General features: G+C 41.4%; 19 protein-coding genes, 1 CRISPR repeat array, 1 riboswitch and 1 other annotated feature. Of the genes, 13 read left to right on the top strand and 6 right to left on the bottom strand.

Translation table 11 applies throughout. The annotated features are described in order from the left end of the window. Positions 1 to 6 precede the first annotated feature (6 nt). Genes cas5e through cas2e form a run of 4 tightly spaced genes read left to right on the top strand, consistent with a single transcriptional unit; the run spans position 7 to position 3,172 of the window. Positions 7 to 711 carry a type I-E CRISPR-associated protein Cas5/CasD gene (gene cas5e / locus LQU94_RS04155; RefSeq protein WP_230696431.1) on the top strand — a complete coding sequence of 235 codons (705 nt, stop codon included), beginning with the start codon at positions 7 to 9 and terminating at the stop codon, positions 709 to 711. Between the two features lie 4 nt (positions 712 to 715). Next, complete coding sequence (cas6e, locus tag LQU94_RS04150; RefSeq protein ID WP_230696430.1) at positions 716 to 1,348, top strand: type I-E CRISPR-associated protein Cas6/Cse3/CasE; 633 nt, start codon at positions 716 to 718, stop codon at positions 1,346 to 1,348. 1 nt (position 1,349) lies between these two features. Then, entirely contained in the window at positions 1,350 to 2,291 is a 942-nt protein-coding gene (gene cas1e, locus LQU94_RS04145) for a type I-E CRISPR-associated endonuclease Cas1e (protein ID WP_230696429.1), read from the top strand. Next, entirely contained in the window at positions 2,291 to 3,172 is an 882-nt protein-coding gene (cas2e, locus tag LQU94_RS04140; RefSeq protein WP_230696428.1) for a type I-E CRISPR-associated endoribonuclease Cas2e, read from the top strand. Before cas1e ends, cas2e begins: the two co-directional genes overlap by 1 nt. A 38-nt stretch (positions 3,173 to 3,210) precedes the next feature. After that, positions 3,211 to 6,655: a CRISPR direct-repeat array (repeat unit 28 nt; unit sequence GTACTTCCCGCACACGCGGGGGTGATCC). Positions 6,656 to 7,019: 364 nt separating this feature from the next. Here cas2e and LQU94_RS04135 read toward each other — a convergent pair. Next, positions 7,020 to 7,211 (bottom strand): hypothetical protein, encoded by a 192-nt coding sequence (locus LQU94_RS04135; protein WP_230696427.1) that lies wholly within the window; start codon positions 7,209 to 7,211, stop codon positions 7,020 to 7,022. A gap of 4 nt (positions 7,212 to 7,215) precedes the next feature. After that, positions 7,216 to 7,782, bottom strand: coding sequence for a polymorphic toxin type 50 domain-containing protein (locus tag LQU94_RS04130; RefSeq protein ID WP_230696426.1), 567 nt, complete (start codon positions 7,780 to 7,782; stop codon positions 7,216 to 7,218). A 1,129-nt stretch (positions 7,783 to 8,911) separates the two neighbouring features. Between LQU94_RS04130 and LQU94_RS04125 the strand changes: the two genes are divergently transcribed. From LQU94_RS04125 to LQU94_RS04095, 7 genes are all read left to right on the top strand, one after another. Next, positions 8,912 to 9,100, top strand: coding sequence for a hypothetical protein (locus LQU94_RS04125; RefSeq protein WP_230696425.1), 189 nt, complete (start codon positions 8,912 to 8,914; stop codon positions 9,098 to 9,100). 1,366 nt (positions 9,101 to 10,466) lie between these two features. Then, complete coding sequence (locus tag LQU94_RS04120) at positions 10,467 to 10,886, top strand: hypothetical protein (RefSeq protein WP_230696424.1); 420 nt, start codon at positions 10,467 to 10,469, stop codon at positions 10,884 to 10,886. 16 nt (positions 10,887 to 10,902) lie between these two features. Next, the gene (locus tag LQU94_RS04115) at positions 10,903 to 11,271 is read left to right on the top strand and encodes a YwaF family protein (RefSeq protein WP_230696423.1); all 369 of its coding nucleotides are present in this window, start codon (positions 10,903 to 10,905) and stop codon (positions 11,269 to 11,271) included. A 5-nt stretch (positions 11,272 to 11,276) separates the two neighbouring features. Beyond that, positions 11,277 to 11,501, top strand: a complete 225-nt coding sequence (locus LQU94_RS04110) for a hypothetical protein (RefSeq protein ID WP_230696422.1) — start codon at positions 11,277 to 11,279, stop codon at positions 11,499 to 11,501. A 73-nt stretch (positions 11,502 to 11,574) separates the two neighbouring features. After that, entirely contained in the window at positions 11,575 to 12,303 is a 729-nt protein-coding gene (locus LQU94_RS04105) for a YoaK family protein (RefSeq protein ID WP_230696421.1), read from the top strand. A gap of 66 nt (positions 12,304 to 12,369) precedes the next feature. Further along, a riboswitch (purine riboswitch) is annotated at positions 12,370 to 12,468 on the top strand. A 76-nt stretch (positions 12,469 to 12,544) separates the two neighbouring features. Then, a complete protein-coding gene (locus tag LQU94_RS04100) occupies positions 12,545 to 13,855 on the top strand; it encodes a nucleobase:cation symporter-2 family protein (protein ID WP_230696420.1) in 1,311 nt (436 codons plus the stop codon). Then, on the top strand, positions 13,852 to 14,430 hold the full coding sequence (locus LQU94_RS04095) for a xanthine phosphoribosyltransferase (protein WP_230696419.1): 579 nt from the start codon (positions 13,852 to 13,854) through the stop codon (positions 14,428 to 14,430). Before LQU94_RS04100 ends, LQU94_RS04095 begins: the two co-directional genes overlap by 4 nt. Positions 14,431 to 14,489: 59 nt before the next feature. Here LQU94_RS04095 and LQU94_RS04090 read toward each other — a convergent pair whose 3' ends face one another. The 4 genes from LQU94_RS04090 to LQU94_RS04075 are packed head-to-tail and all read right to left on the bottom strand — an operon-like array spanning position 14,490 to position 18,243. Continuing rightward, entirely contained in the window at positions 14,490 to 15,656 is a 1,167-nt protein-coding gene (locus LQU94_RS04090) for a M20 family metallopeptidase (protein WP_230696418.1), read from the bottom strand. Continuing rightward, positions 15,653 to 16,507, bottom strand: coding sequence for a MetQ/NlpA family ABC transporter substrate-binding protein (locus tag LQU94_RS04085; RefSeq protein WP_230696417.1), 855 nt, complete (start codon positions 16,505 to 16,507; stop codon positions 15,653 to 15,655). Before LQU94_RS04085 ends, LQU94_RS04090 begins: the two co-directional genes overlap by 4 nt. Positions 16,508 to 16,562: 55 nt before the next feature. Beyond that, positions 16,563 to 17,228 carry a methionine ABC transporter permease gene (locus tag LQU94_RS04080; RefSeq protein ID WP_230696416.1) on the bottom strand — a complete coding sequence of 222 codons (666 nt, stop codon included), beginning with the start codon at positions 17,226 to 17,228 and terminating at the stop codon, positions 16,563 to 16,565. Then, the gene (locus tag LQU94_RS04075; protein ID WP_230696415.1) at positions 17,215 to 18,243 is read right to left on the bottom strand and encodes a methionine ABC transporter ATP-binding protein; all 1,029 of its coding nucleotides are present in this window, start codon (positions 18,241 to 18,243) and stop codon (positions 17,215 to 17,217) included. Before LQU94_RS04075 ends, LQU94_RS04080 begins: the two co-directional genes overlap by 14 nt. Positions 18,244 to 18,296: 53 nt before the next feature. Beyond that, positions 18,297 to 18,524 (bottom strand) — a binding site (T-box leader). A gap of 252 nt (positions 18,525 to 18,776) precedes the next feature. Between LQU94_RS04075 and LQU94_RS04070 the strand changes: the two genes are divergently transcribed. Then, the gene (locus tag LQU94_RS04070; RefSeq protein ID WP_230696414.1) at positions 18,777 to 20,096 is read left to right on the top strand and encodes an MATE family efflux transporter; all 1,320 of its coding nucleotides are present in this window, start codon (positions 18,777 to 18,779) and stop codon (positions 20,094 to 20,096) included. 81 nt (positions 20,097 to 20,177) lie between these two features. After that, on the top strand, positions 20,178 to 20,747 hold the full coding sequence (ahpC, locus tag LQU94_RS04065) for an alkyl hydroperoxide reductase subunit C (protein ID WP_230696413.1): 570 nt from the start codon (positions 20,178 to 20,180) through the stop codon (positions 20,745 to 20,747).

Raw genomic sequence — 20,747 nt, 5'->3', positions numbered from 1 at the left:
GATGGAATGAAAACCATCTTATTAAAATTTGCAGGACCTTTGCAGTCTTGGGGGACAGGGTCTCACTTTGAAACAAGACACACAGACTACTACCCCTCAAAGTCAGCTGTAATTGGTCTAATTGCAGGAAGTATGGGAATTCGCAGAGAAGAAGAGGAACGATTAGAAGAACTAAGAAATCTCGATTTTGCCCTTCGAATTGATCAACAGGGACAAATTCTAAGAGATTACCACATTGCCAGCAAATACAAACCAACTGGCGTTTTTGAAAAAAATTACGTAACCAACCGTTACTATTTAGAAGATGCTATCTTTATGGTAGCCATTGGATCGGAAGAAGAAGAAAAAATAGAAGAAATAGCCGAAGCCCTAAAATCTCCTTATTTTCAAGGGTTTATGGGGCGACGTTCTTTACCTTTAACTGCAGATTTTTTCTATGGAATCGAAGAGAAAAATCCAATCGAAGCCTTAAAAGAAATACCATGGCAAGGAGCGGACTGGTACAAAAAACATCACAAAAACCAATTAACAATTTATGCAGATGCCCATTTGATTCCAGAAGAAAAAGGAAAGCCACGAAAAGATCGCCCGATTTCTTTCCATCAAAAAGAAAGAAAATTCGCCTTCCGTATGGAAGCAAAGACTTCTTGCGAAGTCCCTGGAGATCTAGAAGCCAAAGAACACGATGCATTTGGTGCAATAGGAGGTTGAGAAAATGTATATTTCTAGAGTAGAAATGGACCGATACAATCGGCCAAAGATGAAACAGCTCAATCACCTAGGAGCGTTCCATAGTTGGGTAGAAGAATCTTTCCCAGAAGAAATAGAAAAGAAAACAAGAAGCCGAAAACTTTGGCGAATCGACTCTCTGAACGGGAAAGAATACCTTCTAATTATTAGCGAATCCAAACCTTCGTTAGAAAAAATGGAACGCTTTGGGATCGAAGGGACGGCCCAAACCAAAGACTACACTCCCTTTTTAGAACGTTTAGAAGAAGGGCAAGAGCTCCGTTTTCGTCTAAAAGCCAATCCAACCAAAGCTCTATCTCAAGAAGGAAAGAGAGGGAGGGTCGTCCCCCTTTCCAAAGATGAAGATTTAATGGAATATCTTATGGAACGAGCCGAGAAAAATGGATTTTCTCTACAATTGGAAGATTTTCTTATTGTGGAAAAAGGGTACGAAGAATTTTCAAAAGCAGGTCAACGAAAGATAAAGCTGCGAAAAGCTGTGTATGAAGGAAAGTTGACCATTACAAACATCGAAGATTTTCGCAACACATTAATCCATGGATTGGGAAAGAAAAAAGCCTATGGTTTTGGATTGATGACAGTTATCCCAAGCAGATAATATGAACGAACAAGTCGGTGCGAAGAAAACAGAACTCCAAGAACTACCAAGAATTGGGGATAGAGTCAGCTTTATCTACATTGAACACGCAAAAATCAATCGTCAAGATAGTGCCATAACGGTCACAGACAAACAAGGAATTGTGCGAATTCCAGCCGCAATGGTCGGTGTTTTAATTTTGGGGCCAGGAACAGACATCAGTCATAGAGCCGTAGAATTGATTGGGGATACGGGAACGAGTATGGTATGGGTTGGAGAAAGAGGCGTTCGACATTACGCCCACGGAAGAGCTCTAGCTCACTCCACAAGATTTTTAGAAAAACAAGCCAGCCTTGTTTCCAACACAAGAACCCGTCTAAGCGTAGCCAGGCGCATGTATCAAATGCGTTTCCCCGGAGAAGACGTATCAAAACTAACCATGCAACAATTGCGAGGCCGAGAAGGAGCGAGGATTAGACATATTTACCGTCAACAATCCAAACTTCACAACGTTCCGTGGGATGGAAGAGAATACAACCCCGACGACTTCTTAGCCGGAAATGCTGTAAATCAAGCCCTTTCTGCGGGAAACGTCTGTCTATATGGTATCGTCTATAGCATAGCCGTCGCCTTAGGCCTATCCCCAGGGCTAGGTTTTGTTCATACAGGTCACGACCAATCCTTTATCTATGACATAGCCGATCTATATAAAGCAGAAATCACCATTCCCATAGCCTTTGAAATTGCAGAAGAATACACAGAAGAAGATGACATCGGAAGATTAACTAGACAAAGAGTGCGAGACGCCTTTGTTGACGGGAAAATTATGACTCAAATTGTAAAAGACATACAATATCTACTAGAAGTCAAAGCCGAAGAAGAAATGTATATTGATACAATCAATCTATGGGATGACAAGGAAAAATTGGTAAAACACGGAGTCAGCTACAAAGAGGGAGAATAATGCCTTTAACAGTAATCACCCTAAAAAAGACCCCCGATTCTCTGCGGGGGGACTTAACCAAATGGATGCAAGAAATCAGTATAGGAGTCTATGTAGGAAATTTCAACACAAGAATCCGAGAAAAATTATGGGAAAGAGTGAAAGAAACCGTAGGAGTTGGAGAGGCAACCCTAAGTTATGCCCATCGAAACGAAATCGGTTACGCCTTTCAAACCATTCACACAGAAGCTCAAGCCATTGATTACGACGGAATTCCCTTAGTAAAAATCATAAAGGAAGAAGAAAAACAAACGCCAAAGTCTACCAAAGGATTTAGCGACGCTGCAAAATTTCGAAAAGCAAAAAAATATTCCAATAAAAACAAAAAATGGGATTCGCAAGACTACATTATTTTAGATATAGAAACCAGTGGATTGGACGAAATAAAAAACAGCATAATAGAAGTCGGATGCATTCGAAAAAACAGAGGGGAAAGGGAAGAATATCAATCTTACGTAAAAACAAAAGAAATTCTTTCAGAAGACATCGTAAAATTAACAGGAATAACCAACGAAATACTAGAAAAAGAAGGAAAATCCCTAGAAATTGTATTGGAAGAACTCCTAGATTTTATGGGGCAAGGAGAAATAATAGGATATGGAATTCCCTTTGACATACGATTTATTAACCAAGCCCTACAAAATGATGGGAAACCTCGGATAAAAAATAAAGCCAAAGATTTGATCAAACAAGTAAAACGAGAACAATCTTGTTTAGGAAACTATAAACTAGAAACAGTATTAAAACAATACGGGATCGAAAAAGAAGTACCCCACAGAGCGCTAGAAGATGCAAAGCTTATAGAAGAACTATGGGAGAAACTAAATAAAAACCAAGGATAAAAACAAAAGAAACGGCTATATTTATGGGATCTTTAAGTGTACTTCCCGCACACGCGGGGGTGATCCCACTATATCCAAGTCTTTTATTTCGTCTACCTTGTACTTCCCGCACACGCGGGGGTGATCCCTGGAGGGAATACTATGAGGCTACCTGATCATTGTACTTCCCGCACACGCGGGGGTGATCCTGGAACTTTTGAAGGAAGAAAAGAAGAAACTAAGTACTTCCCGCACACGCGGGGGTGATCCTTAAGAACGAAAAACAAATTATCACAAGTAGATGTACTTCCCGCACACGCGGGGGTGATCCCATTAATTCTCCATGATATCGTGTTTTGATTGTGTACTTCCCGCACACGCGGGGGTGATCCCAACTGATGAACAAACTATTTTACGCACAGCAAGTACTTCCCGCACACGCGGGGGTGATCCCGGCGGTCAATAAATCGGCAACCAACAAATTATGTACTTCCCGCACACGCGGGGGTGATCCTCTGCTGTCTCATGGATATCTCCAAAGGAATTATGTACTTCCCGCACACGCGGGGGTGATCCCAAACGGAGAAGTGACGGGAGAAAGTCATACCAGTACTTCCCGCACACGCGGGGGTGATCCTAAAGTCATGCCGGGTTCTTATATCAATTTTGTGTACTTCCCGCACACGCGGGGGTGATCCTCACGATCCCACCTGCAGTACGGGATCAATATCGTACTTCCCGCACACGCGGGGGTGATCCCCTCTGTGCTTTGGGTTTTGGATTCGTTTACTAGTACTTCCCGCACACGCGGGGGTGATCCTTTCTCCATCTCTCTGCGGTCTAGCTTACGTAAGTACTTCCCGCACACGCGGGGGTGATCCCGTTCCCTTTTAAGTGAGGTGCTATGGTGTGAGGTACTTCCCGCACACGCGGGGGTGATCCTTCGTTCCTTAGGTAGAGATACAAAAACAGTGGGTACTTCCCGCACACGCGGGGGTGATCCTACGAGTTTAAGGAGTTGAAGAAGTTGATTCAGGTACTTCCCGCACACGCGGGGGTGATCCCGGGCCTTAGCTACCCTGCCATATACAACGCAAGTACTTCCCGCACACGCGGGGGTGATCCTGCGTCTTACCTACTACTTTAATTTCCTTCCCTGTACTTCCCGCACACGCGGGGGTGATCCCGGTAACCTCTAAGGTGTCAACGCCCCCCTGTGGTACTTCCCGCACACGCGGGGGTGATCCTAAAGGGACGGCCACATGGAAGAATATGCCGGCGTACTTCCCGCACACGCGGGGGTGATCCCACTTTACACGCTGCTTTAAGGACGGGGCAAGTGTACTTCCCGCACACGCGGGGGTGATCCGAGGAAATGATAGAGCAGTTTAAAAATAAGGGGTACTTCCCGCACACGCGGGGGTGATCCTAAAGATTAAGGCTACATTGCTCAAATGCTTTAGTACTTCCCGCACACGCGGGGGTGATCCTGACTGATAGAACCTGGAATTATCTAGTAGAATGTACTTCCCGCACACGCGGGGGTGATCCTAATGAATTTATTGAATGTATAAAAGATAAAAAGTACTTCCCGCACACGCGGGGGTGATCCGTGCTAGAGAGGATGATGCAAGATGCAGAACAAGTACTTCCCGCACACGCGGGGGTGATCCTTGTTTTGATTTCCTTAAACCCTGCCTACTCACGTACTTCCCGCACACGCGGGGGTGATCCCGGATGGTTATAGAATTTATATAGATTTTGTTGGTACTTCCCGCACACGCGGGGGTGATCCTAACTAAAACTCGCACGGAACTCCATTTCCATCGTACTTCCCGCACACGCGGGGGTGATCCTTCTTCTCCCCTAAGAACGCCCATTGCCATGGCGTACTTCCCGCACACGCGGGGGTGATCCTTTGATACTTACAAGGTTGGGACGACAGCAAACGTACTTCCCGCACACGCGGGGGTGATCCCCATAAAAGTTGATTCCCGAATTGTTCAATTAAGTACTTCCCGCACACGCGGGGGTGATCCCAACACATTTTAATTTGATTGTCAAGTATTTTTGTACTTCCCGCACACGCGGGGGTGATCCCTTTTTCAGCACGTCTGCGTCCAAAGTATTAAAGTACTTCCCGCACACGCGGGGGTGATCCCTGCGCCAATCGAGTACCCCAATCAAACCGCATGTACTTCCCGCACACGCGGGGGTGATCCTATGATACGAAAAATGGGACCCGGAAAATATCGGTACTTCCCGCACACGCGGGGGTGATCCCTCGATATCTGCTTCGGGTACTTCTTCGGAGATGTACTTCCCGCACACGCGGGGGTGATCCTCATCGTCCTTGAAACATTTGCTTTTTTGGCCAGTACTTCCCGCACACGCGGGGGTGATCCCTACTAGAGGCCCTACTAGATGAGCAGACAAAGGTACTTCCCGCACACGCGGGGGTGATCCTGCTATTTGATTCCCAATCCATTTGTAACCACCGTACTTCCCGCACACGCGGGGGTGATCCTTATGTTTATATATATGTTTATGTATGTATCTGTGTACTTCCCGCACACGCGGGGGTGATCCTATGAAAAGTGGCTAGAAGAAGAAAATTTAATTGTACTTCCCGCACACGCGGGGGTGATCCCTGGTCGTGGTACGACTTAGACGACAAAAATCTGTACTTCCCGCACACGCGGGGGTGATCCCATAAAAAAAAGATATAAAAAAATAAAATTTTCGTACTTCCCGCACACGCGGGGGTGATCCTCACATATAAACACTCATATAATAATATATATAGTACTTCCCGCACACGCGGGGGTGATCCTATCAGAAAATTCAATCGCTTTAATCACACGTTGTACTTCCCGCACACGCGGGGGTGATCCTTATATGTTTATATGCGATTATGTGTTTCTTTGGTACTTCCCGCACACGCGGGGGTGATCCTAGGCACTCGTTTTATTTCATATACTGGACTATGTACTTCCCGCACACGCGGGGGTGATCCTACTTTGCCGAATGAAACGAGAGAAAGATATGTGTACTTCCCGCACACGCGGGGGTGATCCCTCGTAGCCCTGCCCCCAATCTCTCGCAATGGGGTACTTCCCGCACACGCGGGGGTGATCCCTTGAAATGGGCGATATCCTAGTCACTCTAATCGTACTTCCCGCACACGCGGGGGTGATCCCTTCCGATTACTTCCATAATCGGGGAGGACATTGTACTTCCCGCACACGCGGGGGTGATCCTAATCATGTGGTTTATGATAAGACGATAAAAACGTACTTCCCGCACACGCGGGGGTGATCCCACTTCATGCACCAATTTTTCCATGGAGTTTATGTACTTCCCGCACACGCGGGGGTAATCCTAAAGGAGCAGACCATGACAAAAAATGAAATTTGTACTTCCCGCACACGCAGGGGTGATCCCTCTTGGCACTGTTCTTTCTATACTCCTGTGTGGTACTTCCCGCACACGCGGGGTAATACCGCAAAAAATGAAAATCACTGATAAAAAAGCGAACCCCGCACGCAAAGGAGAGCATACGGGGTTCATAGTAAAGAAAAAGCCATTAAAAATGGCTAACTCAATTATAATATAAAAGAAGAAAAAAGGAAACAATAACAAAGTACTCCCTAAACATACGGGGTTATTTTTAGGTAATACTCTTAGATTTTTCATATAAATCTATGGCTTTTTTTATAAAGACTTTTCTTATAAGGCAATATCACCGATTGGGTAGGAGTTTGTCTACCAAGTTTAGCCATAAAAACTCCTTTCCAACAAAAAAGACCTTTTAACGACATGTCTAGGTCAATAAAAAAGCACATACCAACAATCGTTAGTTTGTGCCTTAGTCTAATATTTTAATGGATTGAATATCGGATTCATAAAAGATCCAAATATCTTTTCTAACTCTCATTTCCAATCCATCCTCTTCTGCTTCATAATCCTCTTTATCGCAATAATATACTGTTCCAACATATTTATTTTCATTAATATCTGTCAGCTCAATTACTTTTCTATTAAATTCTATCAATTCCATTTTCTCACTCCTTACCATGATAAGTAGGTATTAAATGTGAGCCTGTTTTACTATAATGAACAGTAAAACCATTTATAGCCTTATTTGTGTAAATATCTATTCCTAAATTTTCTTCATTATGAAAATCTATCAATTCATAATTATTTTCACTAAATCCATTTTTTCTTCTAAACTTCCCCGTCATCTTATATTTATTATACAACCTTGCCACATCAACATCATCATAAAAATAACTCTTGTTTACTCCAACCGTTGATTGCATATGTCTTTTTTGTTTTTCAAAATTTACCTCGTCTTTCCAAATACCCCTATTAAAATTATTTTGAATAAACACATGATCTTTTAATTTCTCATATTCCTCTGGTGCTTCATACTTTAACTTCTGAAAAGCAGACAAGGATGAGGGCATTCTCTCTTCCCCTAAAATGCGTATATATCTTTGAAATTGTTGATGGTCGTCTTTTCGATTGATTTCTTTTACTTGTAAGTTTGCCGTTTTTCCTTGCTTCGAGCTTACCATCTTTTTCTGGATCCATCCACTTTTTAGTGTGAACATTTTGACGTTTCCCATCTCCCGGTAGATACTCCACGGAATCCCTCCCAACCACGTCATTTCGAGGGAGCGGAGCGACTCGAGAAATCTCACCGGGATGGGCGTTTATCTAGAACCAGGCCCTTGGGTGTGTCAGCGTAAAATCCTGTCAGATTTCTCCGCTTGCAATTTCTATCGAAATTACTCGGTCGAAATGACGTAAGTGGCGGGAGATAAACTAGGGGAAGGCCCTTGGAATTGAGAATGCAAAAGGAGTGTGAGATTTCTCCACTCCAAAATCCCTAACGGAATGTTTTCGGTCGAAATGACATAACTAGGAGAGTGCAATGCAAATGTATGAACCTTCCCTCTCGCGAATCCGTACCAATGCTTTTTCCTAAGAAAAAGCTACCTCTAAAAAAGCGTTAGGGTAACAAGGGTGGGGGTCCTAGGGGAGGGACATAGGGCGAATCGCAACGCCCTTGTCCCTGCCCCTAGAAAACGAATAAGAAAAGAATGAGAAAGAACGCGGAATTCACGAAGAAAGGAAGAATCAAAAGTTTCCCTTTTTGCCCTTGGGTGTGTCAGCGTAAAAGGAATGTGAGATTTCTCCACTCCAAAATTCTTGTCAAAATTTTTCCGGTCGAAATGACGTAGTTGGTGGGCGTAAACCTAGGGGAAGGCCCTTGGAATTGAGAATGCAAAAGGAGTGTGAGATTTCTCCGCTTGCAATTTCTATCGAAATTACTCGGTCGAAATGACGTAACCGGCGGGTGAAGAACCTTTTGGTACTTTCTAGTGGAAACGAAGTAAGTAGGAGGAAATTTTAGGTAAGTGACGATTGGTGCAGAAAAATAAAGATTAGGATAAAGAGCGGCAGGGAAAAATGTAGTTTTTCAAAAATTTATACTTGCTTATTTTTGGGTGTTCTATTACAATAGCATTAACGAAAGAGTTAAATGACTTTATTCGTTATAAAAAATTTCTCTAGTGTTTGATAAGTGTTTTTGATTTTCATTTTATTTTCCTTTTTTCTTCCCCGCGTTAGCGGGGGTGATCCTGAATAGAGTCAATTAAGGATCTATGTAAAGTATTGTTTCCCGCGTTAGCGGGGGTCAAATCGGTGAGCGAAAGTTGAGGAGCTTATAATGTGTTAAAGGGGGATGTTATGGGAAAGGTAAGCGAACCACAACGGAGAGCTGTTGAGAGATGGAATGCAAAGAACAAGGAAAAGTCCAACTTTATGAAGCAAAGATCTTCTGCTCGTAGCTTTATTCGCAAAAAGGCAAGCGGAGAAGATTTGGATGAGCTGGAAGGAATTATTTCAGAGAGAAGAAGAGAATTAGAGGATTTCTGATTGAGGATAATCGGGAAAAAAAGAAGACGCGGAAAAGATTCATAAAGAATCGATGCAAGGAGAATTTATGGTTTATCGAAAGTGAATTCAATTGAAGTCTTCAGATAAAAGTTTATAAAAATAAATAGATAGAAAAACTCTTTATCTTATCAAGAGAAAGAATTGGAAAACACAGGTTTGAATAACTTGTGTTTTTTTTGTATGAAAGTATGAAAAGATTCTAGGGATAAAATAACCCTTTGGGTAAGGGGAAGGCCTTTGTAATGACAAACGTAAAAGGGTTGTGAGATTTCTCCGCTCCAAAATTCTTATCAGAATTTTTCCGGTCGAAATGACGTAACCGACGGGGAAAATCCTATCAAAATTCCTCGAACGAAACGGCGTAAGTGGTGGAAAATCCTACCAAAATTCCTCGGTCGAAATGACGTAATTAGTGGGGATAAACTAGGGAATGCCCTTGTAACGAAGAACGAAAAATGGGTTTTGTTGATTTCTAAATAACCGAAAACTTTATATACTTTCTCATTTTCTTTACTCGGGGAGAGCGAAGGGAGTTGCGATTCTCCCTCATGCCTTCCCCGGGCCCCTCCCCTTACACCCTCAAAACGCACGGAATGTACGCTTTTCTTCGAAAAGCATTCTATGGATTCGTGGCAGATTGACGTTCCTGTTGGGGAATGAAAGTGAGAGTTACAATTGGTTAAGGAGTGTCCTCCTTTTTATGTCATTTCGAGGGAGCGGAGCGAGTCGAGAAATCTCACCGGGGTGGGCGTCTACCTAGAACAAAGGCCTTGGGAGTGAGAATGTAAAATGTATGTGAGATTTCTCCGCTCCAAAATTCTTATCAGAATTTTTCTGGTCGAAATGATGTAATTGGTGGGCGCAAACCTAGAACAAAGCCCTTGGAATTGAGAACGTAAAGGGTTGTCAGATTTCTCCACTCCAAAATTCCTGGCGGAATTTTTCTGGTCGAAATGACGTAATTGGTGGGCGCAAACCTAGAACAAAGGCCTTGGGAGTGAGAATGTAAAATGTATGTGAGATTTCTCCACTCGCAATTTTTGCAAAATTTCTCGGTCGAAATGACGTAACCAGCGGGGATAATCTAGGGGAAGGGCCTTGGGTGTGAGAACGTGTAAAAGGTGTGTGAGATTTCTCCGCTCCAAAATTCTTATCAGAATTTTTCCGGTGGAAATGACGTAACCGGCGGGGAGGTTCTGGTAGAATTCTCCGCCAGGAGAATGAAAAGTATGTTTCTTTTTCGCCATTTCTCTTTTTCCCAAGATAAACATATAGGTATATATATGTGATATAATATCTGTTATATTTTACATATATGTATATATTTATATATTTGGAGGTGTCTATGAAAGAGTACAAAAAAACGTATAAGGGCCTTGTGCTTTTTCTGTTTCTTTATATGGCGGTATTTTTTCTTCTGGATTTGGGAACTCCTCAAATGAATGAGAAAGGAAAAGTTTTGCTTTTGTTACAGTGGGCCAATTTTGGAATTGTCCTTTTGATGTTTTTTATTTATAAAACGGAACGAATTTATTGGTTTACGGGACTGTCTTTTGAAGAGGCAAAGCGAGCGAATTCTCAGAATCGGAAGGCTTATGCTTGGTGGCATGTGAAATATTTTGGTTTGGTTGCCTTTTTTTATGGTGTGTATTCGATTTTTTCTTATTTCATGGGTTTTCCGGCTTGGTGGGATACGATTCTCTTTGTGATTTTTTTGGGGGCTGTTGCAGTTAGGTCTATAAAAGTAAAATTGGATAAATTTTGATATATAGAGGGGGATTATGGAATATTTTTTTCGCCACAATATAGATAAATCGGTTCACATTCCTGTTGTTTGGATTCGTGTGGCTATGGCTTTGGCTATTTTTTTGGCGTATTGTTTTCGTAAAAAAGATTTTTTGTTAAAATTTTCTTTGCAAATGGGAATTTTGATTCAAATTTTATTGTTGTATTGGTATTGGGGGGATTCTTCGTTGTTCCTTAAGGAGGGTCTGCCTCTGTATCATTGTCGTATTTCCATGTTTTTGCTGTGGTTTGGCTATTATGGAAGACGGGAGCGATTGCTGAAATATTTTGCTTGGTTGGGATTTGTTGGGGAATGGTTTCTTTTGCCTTGCCGGATCCATCGCCTTATTTGTGGCCCCATGTAACAAATTTGAGTTTTGTTGGGGGACATATTTGTTTGGTTGTGGCCAGTGCGATTATTTTGGCTCGTGGTGAAGTTTTTTTGAAAGAGAAAGAAATTTTGAAAATCACTTTTGATGATTTTTCTTGGGTGGTTTTATTTATTCTTTTTACGTTTTTGATTTCGGGTCTTGTTTTTCTTTTGGATCGTGGGAGTTTCTTTTGGATGAAGAAAAATCATTTTGAAAATTTCTAGGGAGGGTTGAAAAACTCTCTTTTTTTTGTCATGATAAAAGAACAGAATCTGAAGAATAAAAGGAATGTTGCTGATGGATTGTCGAGTAAAAATAGAAGAAAATGTATATTTGGAATGTGAAAAACGTTGGGTTTTTGCTCTCTTAATGATGGTGGGTGGCTTTTTTGGTGGCTTTACCTACAATATTCGTGGAGGGATTTTTTGCAATGCCCAAACGGCCAATGTTGTTTTGTTGGGACTTTATTTGGGCCATGGAAACATTCCTGGGGCTCTGTACTTTTTTATTCCCATTAGTGCCTATCTTTTGGGCTCTTTTATTTCAGAATACATACCTTTGCCCATCCGCCGTTTTGGATTGTTGCGATGGGATACGATATTTATTATTGTGGAAATTTGTGCGGTGATTTTCTTGGCTCTTTTGCCGGAATCGGCTCCTCATCAAATTAGCCAAGTAATGCTAAATTTTATTTGCTCTATGCAATACAACACCTTCCGCCAAGCGCAAAGTATGCCTATGGCGACAACGTTTTGTACCAACCATATTCGCCAAGTTGGAATTAGTTTGGCCAAGATTGTGCGTCATAGGGAAGTGGATTCCTATGGGGAAAAAATTCGTGTCCATGTAATTATGCTTTCTGTGTTTGTGTTTGGTTCTTTTGCGGCGGTGTTTTTAACCAATATTATGAAAGGGCGAGCTATGTTTTTTGCCTTGATTCCTTTGTTTGTGATTCTAATCGATTTTTTAATTGCGGATTTCAAAACAGAAAAAGAAATTCTTCATCAAGCCCCTCGGGGTCATTGAGTTGGAAAAAGGACAGGAAATTTTCCTAAAAAAGATGACATTTTTCCTTGGAGATGGTAGACTATTTTATATTAAAAAAGATTTGCTCATATAGGCATCCAATAGGGGGATGCGTTTCTACCTATGACCGTAAAATCATAGACTATGGGTTAGGATTCTTGTTTGATTGCTTTCAATAAAAGATTTTCTAACGCTATTTATGGAGGGGGGAATCTTTTATTTTTTTTATTTAGGAGGAAATATGGAAGAAGTCAAAACATCGAACGAGGATCAGTTGATTTATGGAATTGAAGACAAGCCAAGATTTGGAGAGGCGTTAATTTTAGCTTTGCAACATATTTTGGCGGCTTTTGCGGGAATTATTGCCGTGCCTTTGGTGGTTTGTTCTGCGGTGGGATTTAGTGTGGAAGAAACTTCTGTTATGGTGGCGGCAACGATTTTTGCCTCAGGGATTACGACTTTGTTGCAATCCAAGGGAGTTTGGAAAATTGGAGCACGAGTTCCAGGAATGATGGGTACGGATTTTACCTTTGCCAATCCGTCCATTGTTGTAGGGGCAAAATTTGGGATTCCGGGAATTGTGGCGGCGACCATTACGGGGTCTTTTGCTGAAATTATTTTAAGTCGTTTTATTAAGCCGTTAATGCGATTTTTTCCTCCATTGATTACAGGGACTGTCGTTTCTTTAATTGGGATTACGCTTTTGCCAGTAAGTATTGATTGGGCTGCTGGAGGAGCTGGAGCGGCGGATTATGCGTCCATCCAAAATATTTCGGTGGCTTTGGTAATTATGATTTTTACTTTGTGTTTGAATTATTATGGAAAGGGAATGTTGTCTTCGGCTTCTGTATTTATTGGAATGGTATTTGGCTATTTGATTTGCATTCCTTTGGGAATGGTAGATTTATCTCAAGTAGCGGCGGCCAAATGGATTGAGATTCCCAATATTTTACGTTACGGCGTTCATTTTGATATGGCGTCGACTTTGTCCTTTATTCCGGCCTATATTGTTTCGGCCATTGGAACGGTTGGGATTCTTATGGCCATTGGGGAAAGTTCCCATGAAAAAATTTCAGAAGATCAAATTTCTGCCGGTGTATTGTGTGACGGGGTAGGATCTTTGATTTCTGGTATTTTAGGGGCTGGGCCCAATACGGCTTTTTCTCAAAACGTTGGCTTGATTACTTTAACCAAAGTGGCTTCTCGCTCGGTTATGGTTCTGGCGGGAATCATCTTAATGATTTTAGGGGTTTTCCCAAAACTTAGTGCTTTGATTTCGGTTATGCCACAACCTGTTTTAGGAGGCGTTGGAGTAATTATGTTTGGTTTGATTGCGGCCCAAGGGGTAAAAACCTTAGGAAGCATCACATTGCGAGAAAGGGAATTGTTAATTATCTCTGTGGCCTTTGCCATTGGGATTGGCGTTACAGTAAAACCAGAAATTTTAAGCAACTTACCAGAAACGGTGCGCATGGTCTTTTCTTCGGGAATCTCCGCAGGAACGATTGTTGCCTTGCTATTGAATATTGTGTTGAAAGAGAGAAGAGAATGAAATTATTAGAAGAACGTATAGTAGAAGAAGGTAGAGTATTGCCTGGAAATATTTTGAAGGTGGATATGTTTTTGAACCATCAAATTGATCCGAAGTTGTTTCAAGCCATGGGGAAGGAATTTTATGAAAAGTTCAAACATAAGAAGATTACGAAGGTTTTAACCCTTGAAGTTTCGGGAATTGCTATTGCCTATGCAGCGGCTTTGGAATTTGGAGTTCCTGTGCTTTTTGCGAAAAAAATCGAATCTTTGACCATTTCTCAGGACGTTTATTCTAGTAAGGTCATTTCTTATACAAAAAACAAAACCTACGACATTCGCGTAGACAAAAAGTTTTTAACAGAAGAAGACCACGTTCTTATTATTGATGATTTTATGGCCAATGGAGAAGCGATGAAAGGTTTGATTAATTTATGCAATCAAGCTGGCGCAACGGTGGAAGCCATTGGAATTGCCATTGAAAAAACCTTCCAAAAGGGCGGAAAAACCATTCGTGAACAAGGCTATGATATTGAGTCCTTGGCTATGATTAAAGCCTTTGAAGAAGGGAAAGTTGTTTTTGAAGAAAGAGACTGATCCAGTAGGGTCAGTTTTTTTGTACAAAAAAACAAGGGAGAAAATCCCTTGCTTCCTTTTTATAAATGAAAATTTTCTACTAAATCCACGTGAATTTGTGTCATAAGTTTAAGTTGAGATTCGTCAATGTCGAAGGCGCCGTTATGAGCTGGAACGGAGGTTTCTTCGTTTTTGGAAGTTCCTACATAGAGGAAAGCTGCGTCGACAATTTGGGTAAAATCAGCGAAATCCTCTGATCCAAGAGAGGGGGAATCCTCCGTAAGAAGTTGTTCTTCTCCAATTCGTTGAGCGATGATTTTTTGTGCATATTTTGTGGCGTTTTCTTGGTTTACTAAAACATTGGCGGCGTTGTAATTTTCAAATTCCGCCGTGCATCCGTGGGTTTTGGCAATGAGAGCGGCGGTTTCTTCGATTTGTTTTAAGAAATCGCTGCGGAGTTCAGAATCCAAGGTTCGCAAGGTTCCTTCTAAAAGTCCTTCCTCTGCTACTACGTTGTAGCGAGAACCGGCTTCTATTTTTCCAATAGAGATAACGGCGGGCTCGAAAGGAGATTTTTGGCGAGAAATTAGCGGTTGTAGTCCCACTAAAATTGAAGCCGTTGCCAAGGCAGCGTCATTTCCTAAGTGAGGGCGAGCGGCGTGGGAAGAATTTCCGTGAACGTGAATTTTGAAAATATCGCAAGAAGCGGATTTTGGTCCAGAAGAAAGTTGCACGGTTCCAGAAGAAAGGTTAGAGGCCACATGGATTCCAAAAGCGGCATCAACGTCTTTCAAATGGCCCGCTTCTACAAATTGGCGAGCGCCTGCGCCAATTTCTTCGGCTTGTTGGAAGCAAAGTTTTATGGTCCCTTTCAAATGGTCTTTTCGATTTTGCAAAATGCGAGCCGCCCCAAGTAGGGCCGCCGTGTGGGCATCGTGGCCACAGGCGTGGCAAAGGCCTTTGTTTTTGGAAGCGTAAGGAACGTCTTTTTTCTCCTCCAATTCCAAAGCGTCAAAATCGGCCCTTAGGAAGATGGTCTTTCCTTTTTCGGCTCCCTCAATGGTGGCCAGAACCCCCGTTTCCCCTACAGAAACGTAGGGGATTTGGTAGGTGTCCAACTCTTTTTTGATAAATTTACTGGTTTCATATTCCTTTAGGGAAGCTTCAGGATTTTCGTGAAAGTGACGACGAGTTTGGATTAAATACTCTTCGATTTCTAAAACATCTTGATCTATGATTTTTGTCATTGTTGAATTTCCTCCCATGCAATAATTTGAGAGCCTTTGGAAGTTTTGTCAATTAAGGCTTTGGTTTCTTCAGTTTGGTAATATTCCACCAATTTTTTATACCATTCATTGTCCTTATCTGCATTACGACTTACGATAATGTTAACATAAGGGGCAGAATTTTCATCTACTGGCTCTAAGAAAATCGCATCTTCAGTTGGAATGAATCCAGCGTCAGTAGCCATTCCGTTGTTGATAGCAGAAACAGCCACATCATCTAAACTACGAGCCGTTTGAGAAGCGTCCATTGGGATAATCTCCAAGTTCAAAGGATTTTCCGTAATATTGTCTACGGTTAAATCATCTCCTGGTTGTCCATCCACTTTGATCAACCCAGCGGTTTGCAATAGAATAAGGGAACGAGAACCGTTGGATACATCATCCGGAATGGCGATTTTGTCGTTTTCTTTGATTTCGCTTACGTCTTTGATTTTATTGGAATACAATCCAATAGGAGCAAGAACGGTATCGCCGATGGATACCAAATCGGCTCCTTGTTCTTTGTTATAATTTTCTAAGAATTTTTTGTGTTGGAAAGAATTTAGATCCAAATCTCCAGCAGCTAAAGCATCATTTGGTTGATTATAATCGGTAAAGCTAATAAGCTCGACGTTGATTCCTTCCCCTTCCGTGAAGCGTTTGGCCACGTCTTCCCAAACTTCGTTGTTATCTCCAACAAATCCAATTTTGATTGTTTCTGGCTTTGCTCCTGCATTAGAAGCGGCTTCTTGTGGAGCGTTTCCTCCGGCGCCACAAGCGGCTAGAGTTAGAGATAGAGCGATAGTTGTTGCGATGGTTGTAATTTTTTTCATAATAAATCCTCCTAAAAATAATAGATATATAAAAATGCAAAAGCAATTTTAACCATTAATGGGTTGTTTTTTGTACGAAATAATGAGCCGCTCCTTGAATGGCATAGACCAAAACAAGAATAATGGCCAAGCTAACAATGACAACATCGTCTTTGTAGCGATTGTAGCCAACGGATATGGCAAGTTTTCCAATTCCTCCGGCGCCGATGGTTCCTGCCATTGTAGTTAATCCCAAAAGGCTAATTAAAGTAATGGCGGCTCCACGAATTAAGTGGGGGAGTCCTTCCCGAAGATAAACCGAAAGGATAATATCGAGAGGAGAATCTCCCATGGCTTGGGCCGCTTCAATCACGCCGCCATTTACAGAAGATAGAGCCTGCTCCACTTGTTTGGCGAAAAAGGGGGCACAAGTGAAAACAAGGGGAACAATGGCAGCGGTATCGCCGATTCGTGTACCAACTATGAAGCGAGTAAAAGGGGCGATAACAGCCAATAGAATGACAAAGGGGACGGCTCGCATTAAGTTGATAAATTTATCCAAAATACTATGGAAAAGGGTGTTTTCTAAAATACCCCCTTTTTTTGTGGTAACCAAAAGGACAGCGACAATTAGGCCAATCAACCCAGCAAAAAGAGCCGAGAAGAAAGTCATATACAATGTGGATACTGTTTCTTCTAAAATTTGATCCCGTATGGACCATGCGTAACTAAAGAACTCCATGAATACCTCCTACTATATTTAGATTCGCTCCCTTAGATGCCATAAACTCCTTGGCAGCTTTGAGATTTTCTCGTTTTCCTTCCAAACTTACAATTAAGTTTCCTACGGGGGTTCCCGTAATAAGTTCAATGTTTCCAGCCAAAATATTGGTGGTTACCCCTAAAGTTTCGTAAAGTTGATGGATTGTTGGTTCTGTGGCACTTTCTCCTACGTATCGAATGGTTGCAAGAACTTCATTCTCCTTTAGGCGAATAAGGTTTTTCCGTACCTTTTCTAAGGTTTCTCCATAATCGGTAGACGTTTCTACAAACTCTTTCGCCAATGGCGTTTTTGGTTGAGAGAAAATTTCCAAGGTGCTTCCTCGTTCAATGATTTTTCCCTCTTGCATAATGGCGCATTTGTTGCAAATTTCCTTTACCACTTCCATTTGATGGGTGATAATCACAATGGTAATGCCCAGCTCTTCGTTAACGGTTTTCAAAAGCTTTAGGATTTGTTTTGTGGTCTTCGGATCCAGAGCACTAGTGGCCTCATCACAAAGAAGAATGGACGGGTCTGAGGCTAAGGAACGAGCAATGGCACAGCGTTGTTGCTGGCCGCCAGAAAGTTGGTTGGGATAATGGTCTGCCTTTTCTTCAATCCCCACCAACTTCAAAAGGCGAAGAGCCTTTGTTCGTTTTTCCTCTTTGGAAAGGGCGGATTTTCGAATGGGGTAGAGGACATTATCCAAAACCGTTCGATGGGAAAGGAGGTTGAAATTTTGAAAAATCATCCCGATTTCCTTTCGTTTTTCTCGAAGAGCCTTAGGGGAAAGCTCCATTAGATTTTCTCCTAAAACATGAACTTCGCCGACGGTAGGTCGTTGCAATAAGTTTATCGTTCGAACCAAAGTAGATTTTCCTGCACCAGAAAATCCAACAATTCCATATACATCGCCTTTTTCGATGGTTATATCTACATCGTCTACGGCAATGACATGATCAAAATCCACCGTTATGTTTTTTAATTCAATCATCCTCTCATCCTTTCAAAAAATATATAAAAAAACGTCCTTACTGTTCACTGAACAATAAGGACGAAAATATCCGCGTTACCACCTTAATTGTGTATAAAAAAATACACCTCTCTTCAAGTACCATCATACTCTAACTCTGTAACGGGAGTTCCCGTACGACCCTCCTATCGAATCGTCCCATCTGAGACCATGTTCGTCACACTCTCAATCCGCCCCTCTCAGCAAAACGGGGTTCTCTGTAGAAAATCCTTTGTGATTACTCTTCTCTTTATTTGGTTTGTTTGTGATGTTGTTTCGTTGTTAGATATCACTATAAATCCCTAGAGATTTTTTGTCAACAAGAAATTTTATAATTTTCTGAAGAAAAATTTCAGAAAATCGAAAGAATGGGGAAAAACACAGGAAAAACATAAGGGAAATATTTTTGGAAAAATAAATTTTCCCAGTACTTTGTTTTGAAATTTTCCTCGCAAGAGTTTCGGCAAAAAGAGCATAGGATTTGATATAATAAAAAAATATGTTAGGAGGAAGTTATGGAAAAGTCCTTAGGAAATCAATTTATTTATTATGTAAGTCGAAATGTTATGGGAATGATTGCCCTTTCTTGTTATATTTTGGCGGATACTTTTTTTGTAGCTCAAGCTTTGGGAACCAACGGCTTGACGGCTTTGAATCTTGCTATAACCATGTTTGCCTTTATGAACGCTTTGGGCTTAATGCTGGGAGTCGGCGGTGCTTCTCGCTATAGTATTTTATTGGGAAAAGATCAGCCGGAAAAAGCCAAAGGGGTATTTTCCTCCGTGGTGAAATTTGGCTTTGGAATTTCTCTGATTTTTGTTATTTTTGGGATGTTTTTTTCTGAAGAAGTAGCACGGTTTTTAGGAGCAGATGAATACACCTTTGATATGGTAAGCCTCTACTTAAAAACCATTTGGTGTTTCGCCCCTCTTTTTATTTGCAATTATATTTTCAATGCCTTTGTGCGAAACGATGGAAATCCTAACCTTGCTATGATGGCCTTATTGGTAGGGAGTTTTACCAATATTGTTTTGGATTACATCTTTCTTTTTCCCTTAAAAATGGGGATTTTTGGGGCCGCCTTTGCTACAAGCATCGCTCCTCTCGTGGGGCTCTTGATTTTATCTCGCCATTTCTGGGGAAAGGGATTTGGATTTTTGAAAGAAAAATTTCAATGGAAAATCATTCCCGATGCAATTTCTTTAGGGAGTTCTGCCTTTATTATAGAAATTTCCTCCGGGTTTACTCTTATGGTATTTAATTTTGTTATTTTGGATCTTTTAGGAAACGCGGGAGTGGCGGCCTATGGAATTGTTGCCAATATTGCTCTAGTAGCCATTTCTATTTTTAATGGAGTCGGCCAAGGAATTCAACCTTTGGTTTCCTACGAATATGGACGAAGAAATGACTTGCAATTGAAAGGAATTTTGAAATTAGGGTATATAAGTTCCATAGGAATTGCTTTATTCCTTTATCTTATTAGCATAGGATTTGTAGAACCTATTGTCAGTTGGTTCAATAGCGAATCCAATGAAGTGGTGGAAAAATTGGCAACCCAAGGAATTTTTATCTATTTCTTAGGATTTTTCTTTGCGGGAATCAATAGCGTTAGCGCCATGTATCTTTCCTCTTCCGAAAGACCAAGACCGGCTTTTTTGATCTCCTTAGGACGGGGGATTGTCATTATCGTTCCTATGGTTTTATTTCTTAGTCGATGGTTTCAAATTGAAGGGGTTTGGTGGTCCTATGTGGCAACCGAAGGCCTTGTAACGTTACTTTTGGTTTTGGGATTCCTTCTAGGGAAAGGACAAGGAAATAAAAAATTACGCAGTTGACAAAACCGTTTCTTTTGATAGACTAATAAGTAGTAAGTTATTGAGAATTAAAATCAAAATTGAAATATTATGGAGGTAACTATGTCATTAGTAGGCAAAGAAATATTAGAATTCAAAGCGGAAGCGTACAACCCGAAAAATGAGGAATTTGTGTCTGTTTCGGATGCAGATTTTCGAGGAAAATGGAGCGTATTAATGTTCTATCCAGCGGATTTCACATTTGTTTGTCCAACAGAATTGGAAGATTTACAAGAACAATATGGAGCGTTACAAGGATTGGATACAGAAGTATATTCCATTTCAACGGATACACATTTTGTTCATAAGGCTTGGCACGATCATTCCGAAGCCATTAAAAAATTGGAATTCAAAATGATTGGGGATCCAACAAAATCCATCGCTCGCAATTTCGATGTGTTAGACGAAGAATCTGGAATGGCACAACGTGCAACATTCATTATCGATCCAGATGGAGTAGTTCAAGCAATGGAAATTAGTGCAGACGGTGTAGGACGGGATGCCAGTGTATTGATTGACAAAATCCGTGCCGCGCAATTTGTTCGCACAAATCCAGGGCAAGTTTGTCCAGCAAAATGGAAACAATCTGGAGAAACTTTAACGCCAGGGTTGGATTTAGTTGGAAAAATTTAA

It is taken from the genome of Peptoniphilus sp. KCTC 25270 (genome assembly GCF_021012875.1).
Lineage (GTDB): Bacteria > Bacillota > Clostridia > Tissierellales > Peptoniphilaceae > JAJMZJ01.
The sequence above is the reverse complement of the archived record's forward strand: the minus strand, read 5'-3'. Positions and strand labels throughout refer to the sequence as shown.

What these genes read in the sequence shown, in the direction of transcription:
- cas1e (WP_230696429.1), top strand. Translation starts at nt 1,350, where the DNA reads ATGAACGAACAAGTCGGTGCGAAGAAAACAGAACTCCAAGAACTACCA.
- LQU94_RS04090 (WP_230696418.1), bottom strand. Translation starts at nt 15,656, where the DNA reads ATGACAAAAATCATAGATCAAGATGTTTTAGAAATCGAAGAGTATTTA.
- LQU94_RS04075 (WP_230696415.1), bottom strand. Translation starts at nt 18,243, where the DNA reads ATGATTGAATTAAAAAACATAACGGTGGATTTTGATCATGTCATTGCC.
- LQU94_RS04135 (WP_230696427.1), bottom strand. Translation starts at nt 7,211, where the DNA reads ATGGAATTGATAGAATTTAATAGAAAAGTAATTGAGCTGACAGATATT.
- LQU94_RS04130 (WP_230696426.1), bottom strand. Translation starts at nt 7,782, where the DNA reads ATGGGAAACGTCAAAATGTTCACACTAAAAAGTGGATGGATCCAGAAA.
- LQU94_RS04070 (WP_230696414.1), top strand. Translation starts at nt 18,777, where the DNA reads ATGGAAAAGTCCTTAGGAAATCAATTTATTTATTATGTAAGTCGAAAT.
- LQU94_RS04080 (WP_230696416.1), bottom strand. Translation starts at nt 17,228, where the DNA reads ATGGAGTTCTTTAGTTACGCATGGTCCATACGGGATCAAATTTTAGAA.
- cas2e (WP_230696428.1), top strand. Translation starts at nt 2,291, where the DNA reads ATGCCTTTAACAGTAATCACCCTAAAAAAGACCCCCGATTCTCTGCGG.
- LQU94_RS04095 (WP_230696419.1), top strand. Translation starts at nt 13,852, where the DNA reads ATGAAATTATTAGAAGAACGTATAGTAGAAGAAGGTAGAGTATTGCCT.
- ahpC (WP_230696413.1), top strand. Translation starts at nt 20,178, where the DNA reads ATGTCATTAGTAGGCAAAGAAATATTAGAATTCAAAGCGGAAGCGTAC.
- LQU94_RS04115 (WP_230696423.1), top strand. Translation starts at nt 10,903, where the DNA reads ATGGAATATTTTTTTCGCCACAATATAGATAAATCGGTTCACATTCCT.
- cas5e (WP_230696431.1), top strand. Translation starts at nt 7, where the DNA reads ATGAAAACCATCTTATTAAAATTTGCAGGACCTTTGCAGTCTTGGGGG.
- cas6e (WP_230696430.1), top strand. Translation starts at nt 716, where the DNA reads ATGTATATTTCTAGAGTAGAAATGGACCGATACAATCGGCCAAAGATG.
- LQU94_RS04105 (WP_230696421.1), top strand. Translation starts at nt 11,575, where the DNA reads ATGGATTGTCGAGTAAAAATAGAAGAAAATGTATATTTGGAATGTGAA.
- LQU94_RS04125 (WP_230696425.1), top strand. Translation starts at nt 8,912, where the DNA reads ATGGGAAAGGTAAGCGAACCACAACGGAGAGCTGTTGAGAGATGGAAT.
- LQU94_RS04085 (WP_230696417.1), bottom strand. Translation starts at nt 16,507, where the DNA reads ATGAAAAAAATTACAACCATCGCAACAACTATCGCTCTATCTCTAACT.
- LQU94_RS04100 (WP_230696420.1), top strand. Translation starts at nt 12,545, where the DNA reads ATGGAAGAAGTCAAAACATCGAACGAGGATCAGTTGATTTATGGAATT.
- LQU94_RS04120 (WP_230696424.1), top strand. Translation starts at nt 10,467, where the DNA reads ATGAAAGAGTACAAAAAAACGTATAAGGGCCTTGTGCTTTTTCTGTTT.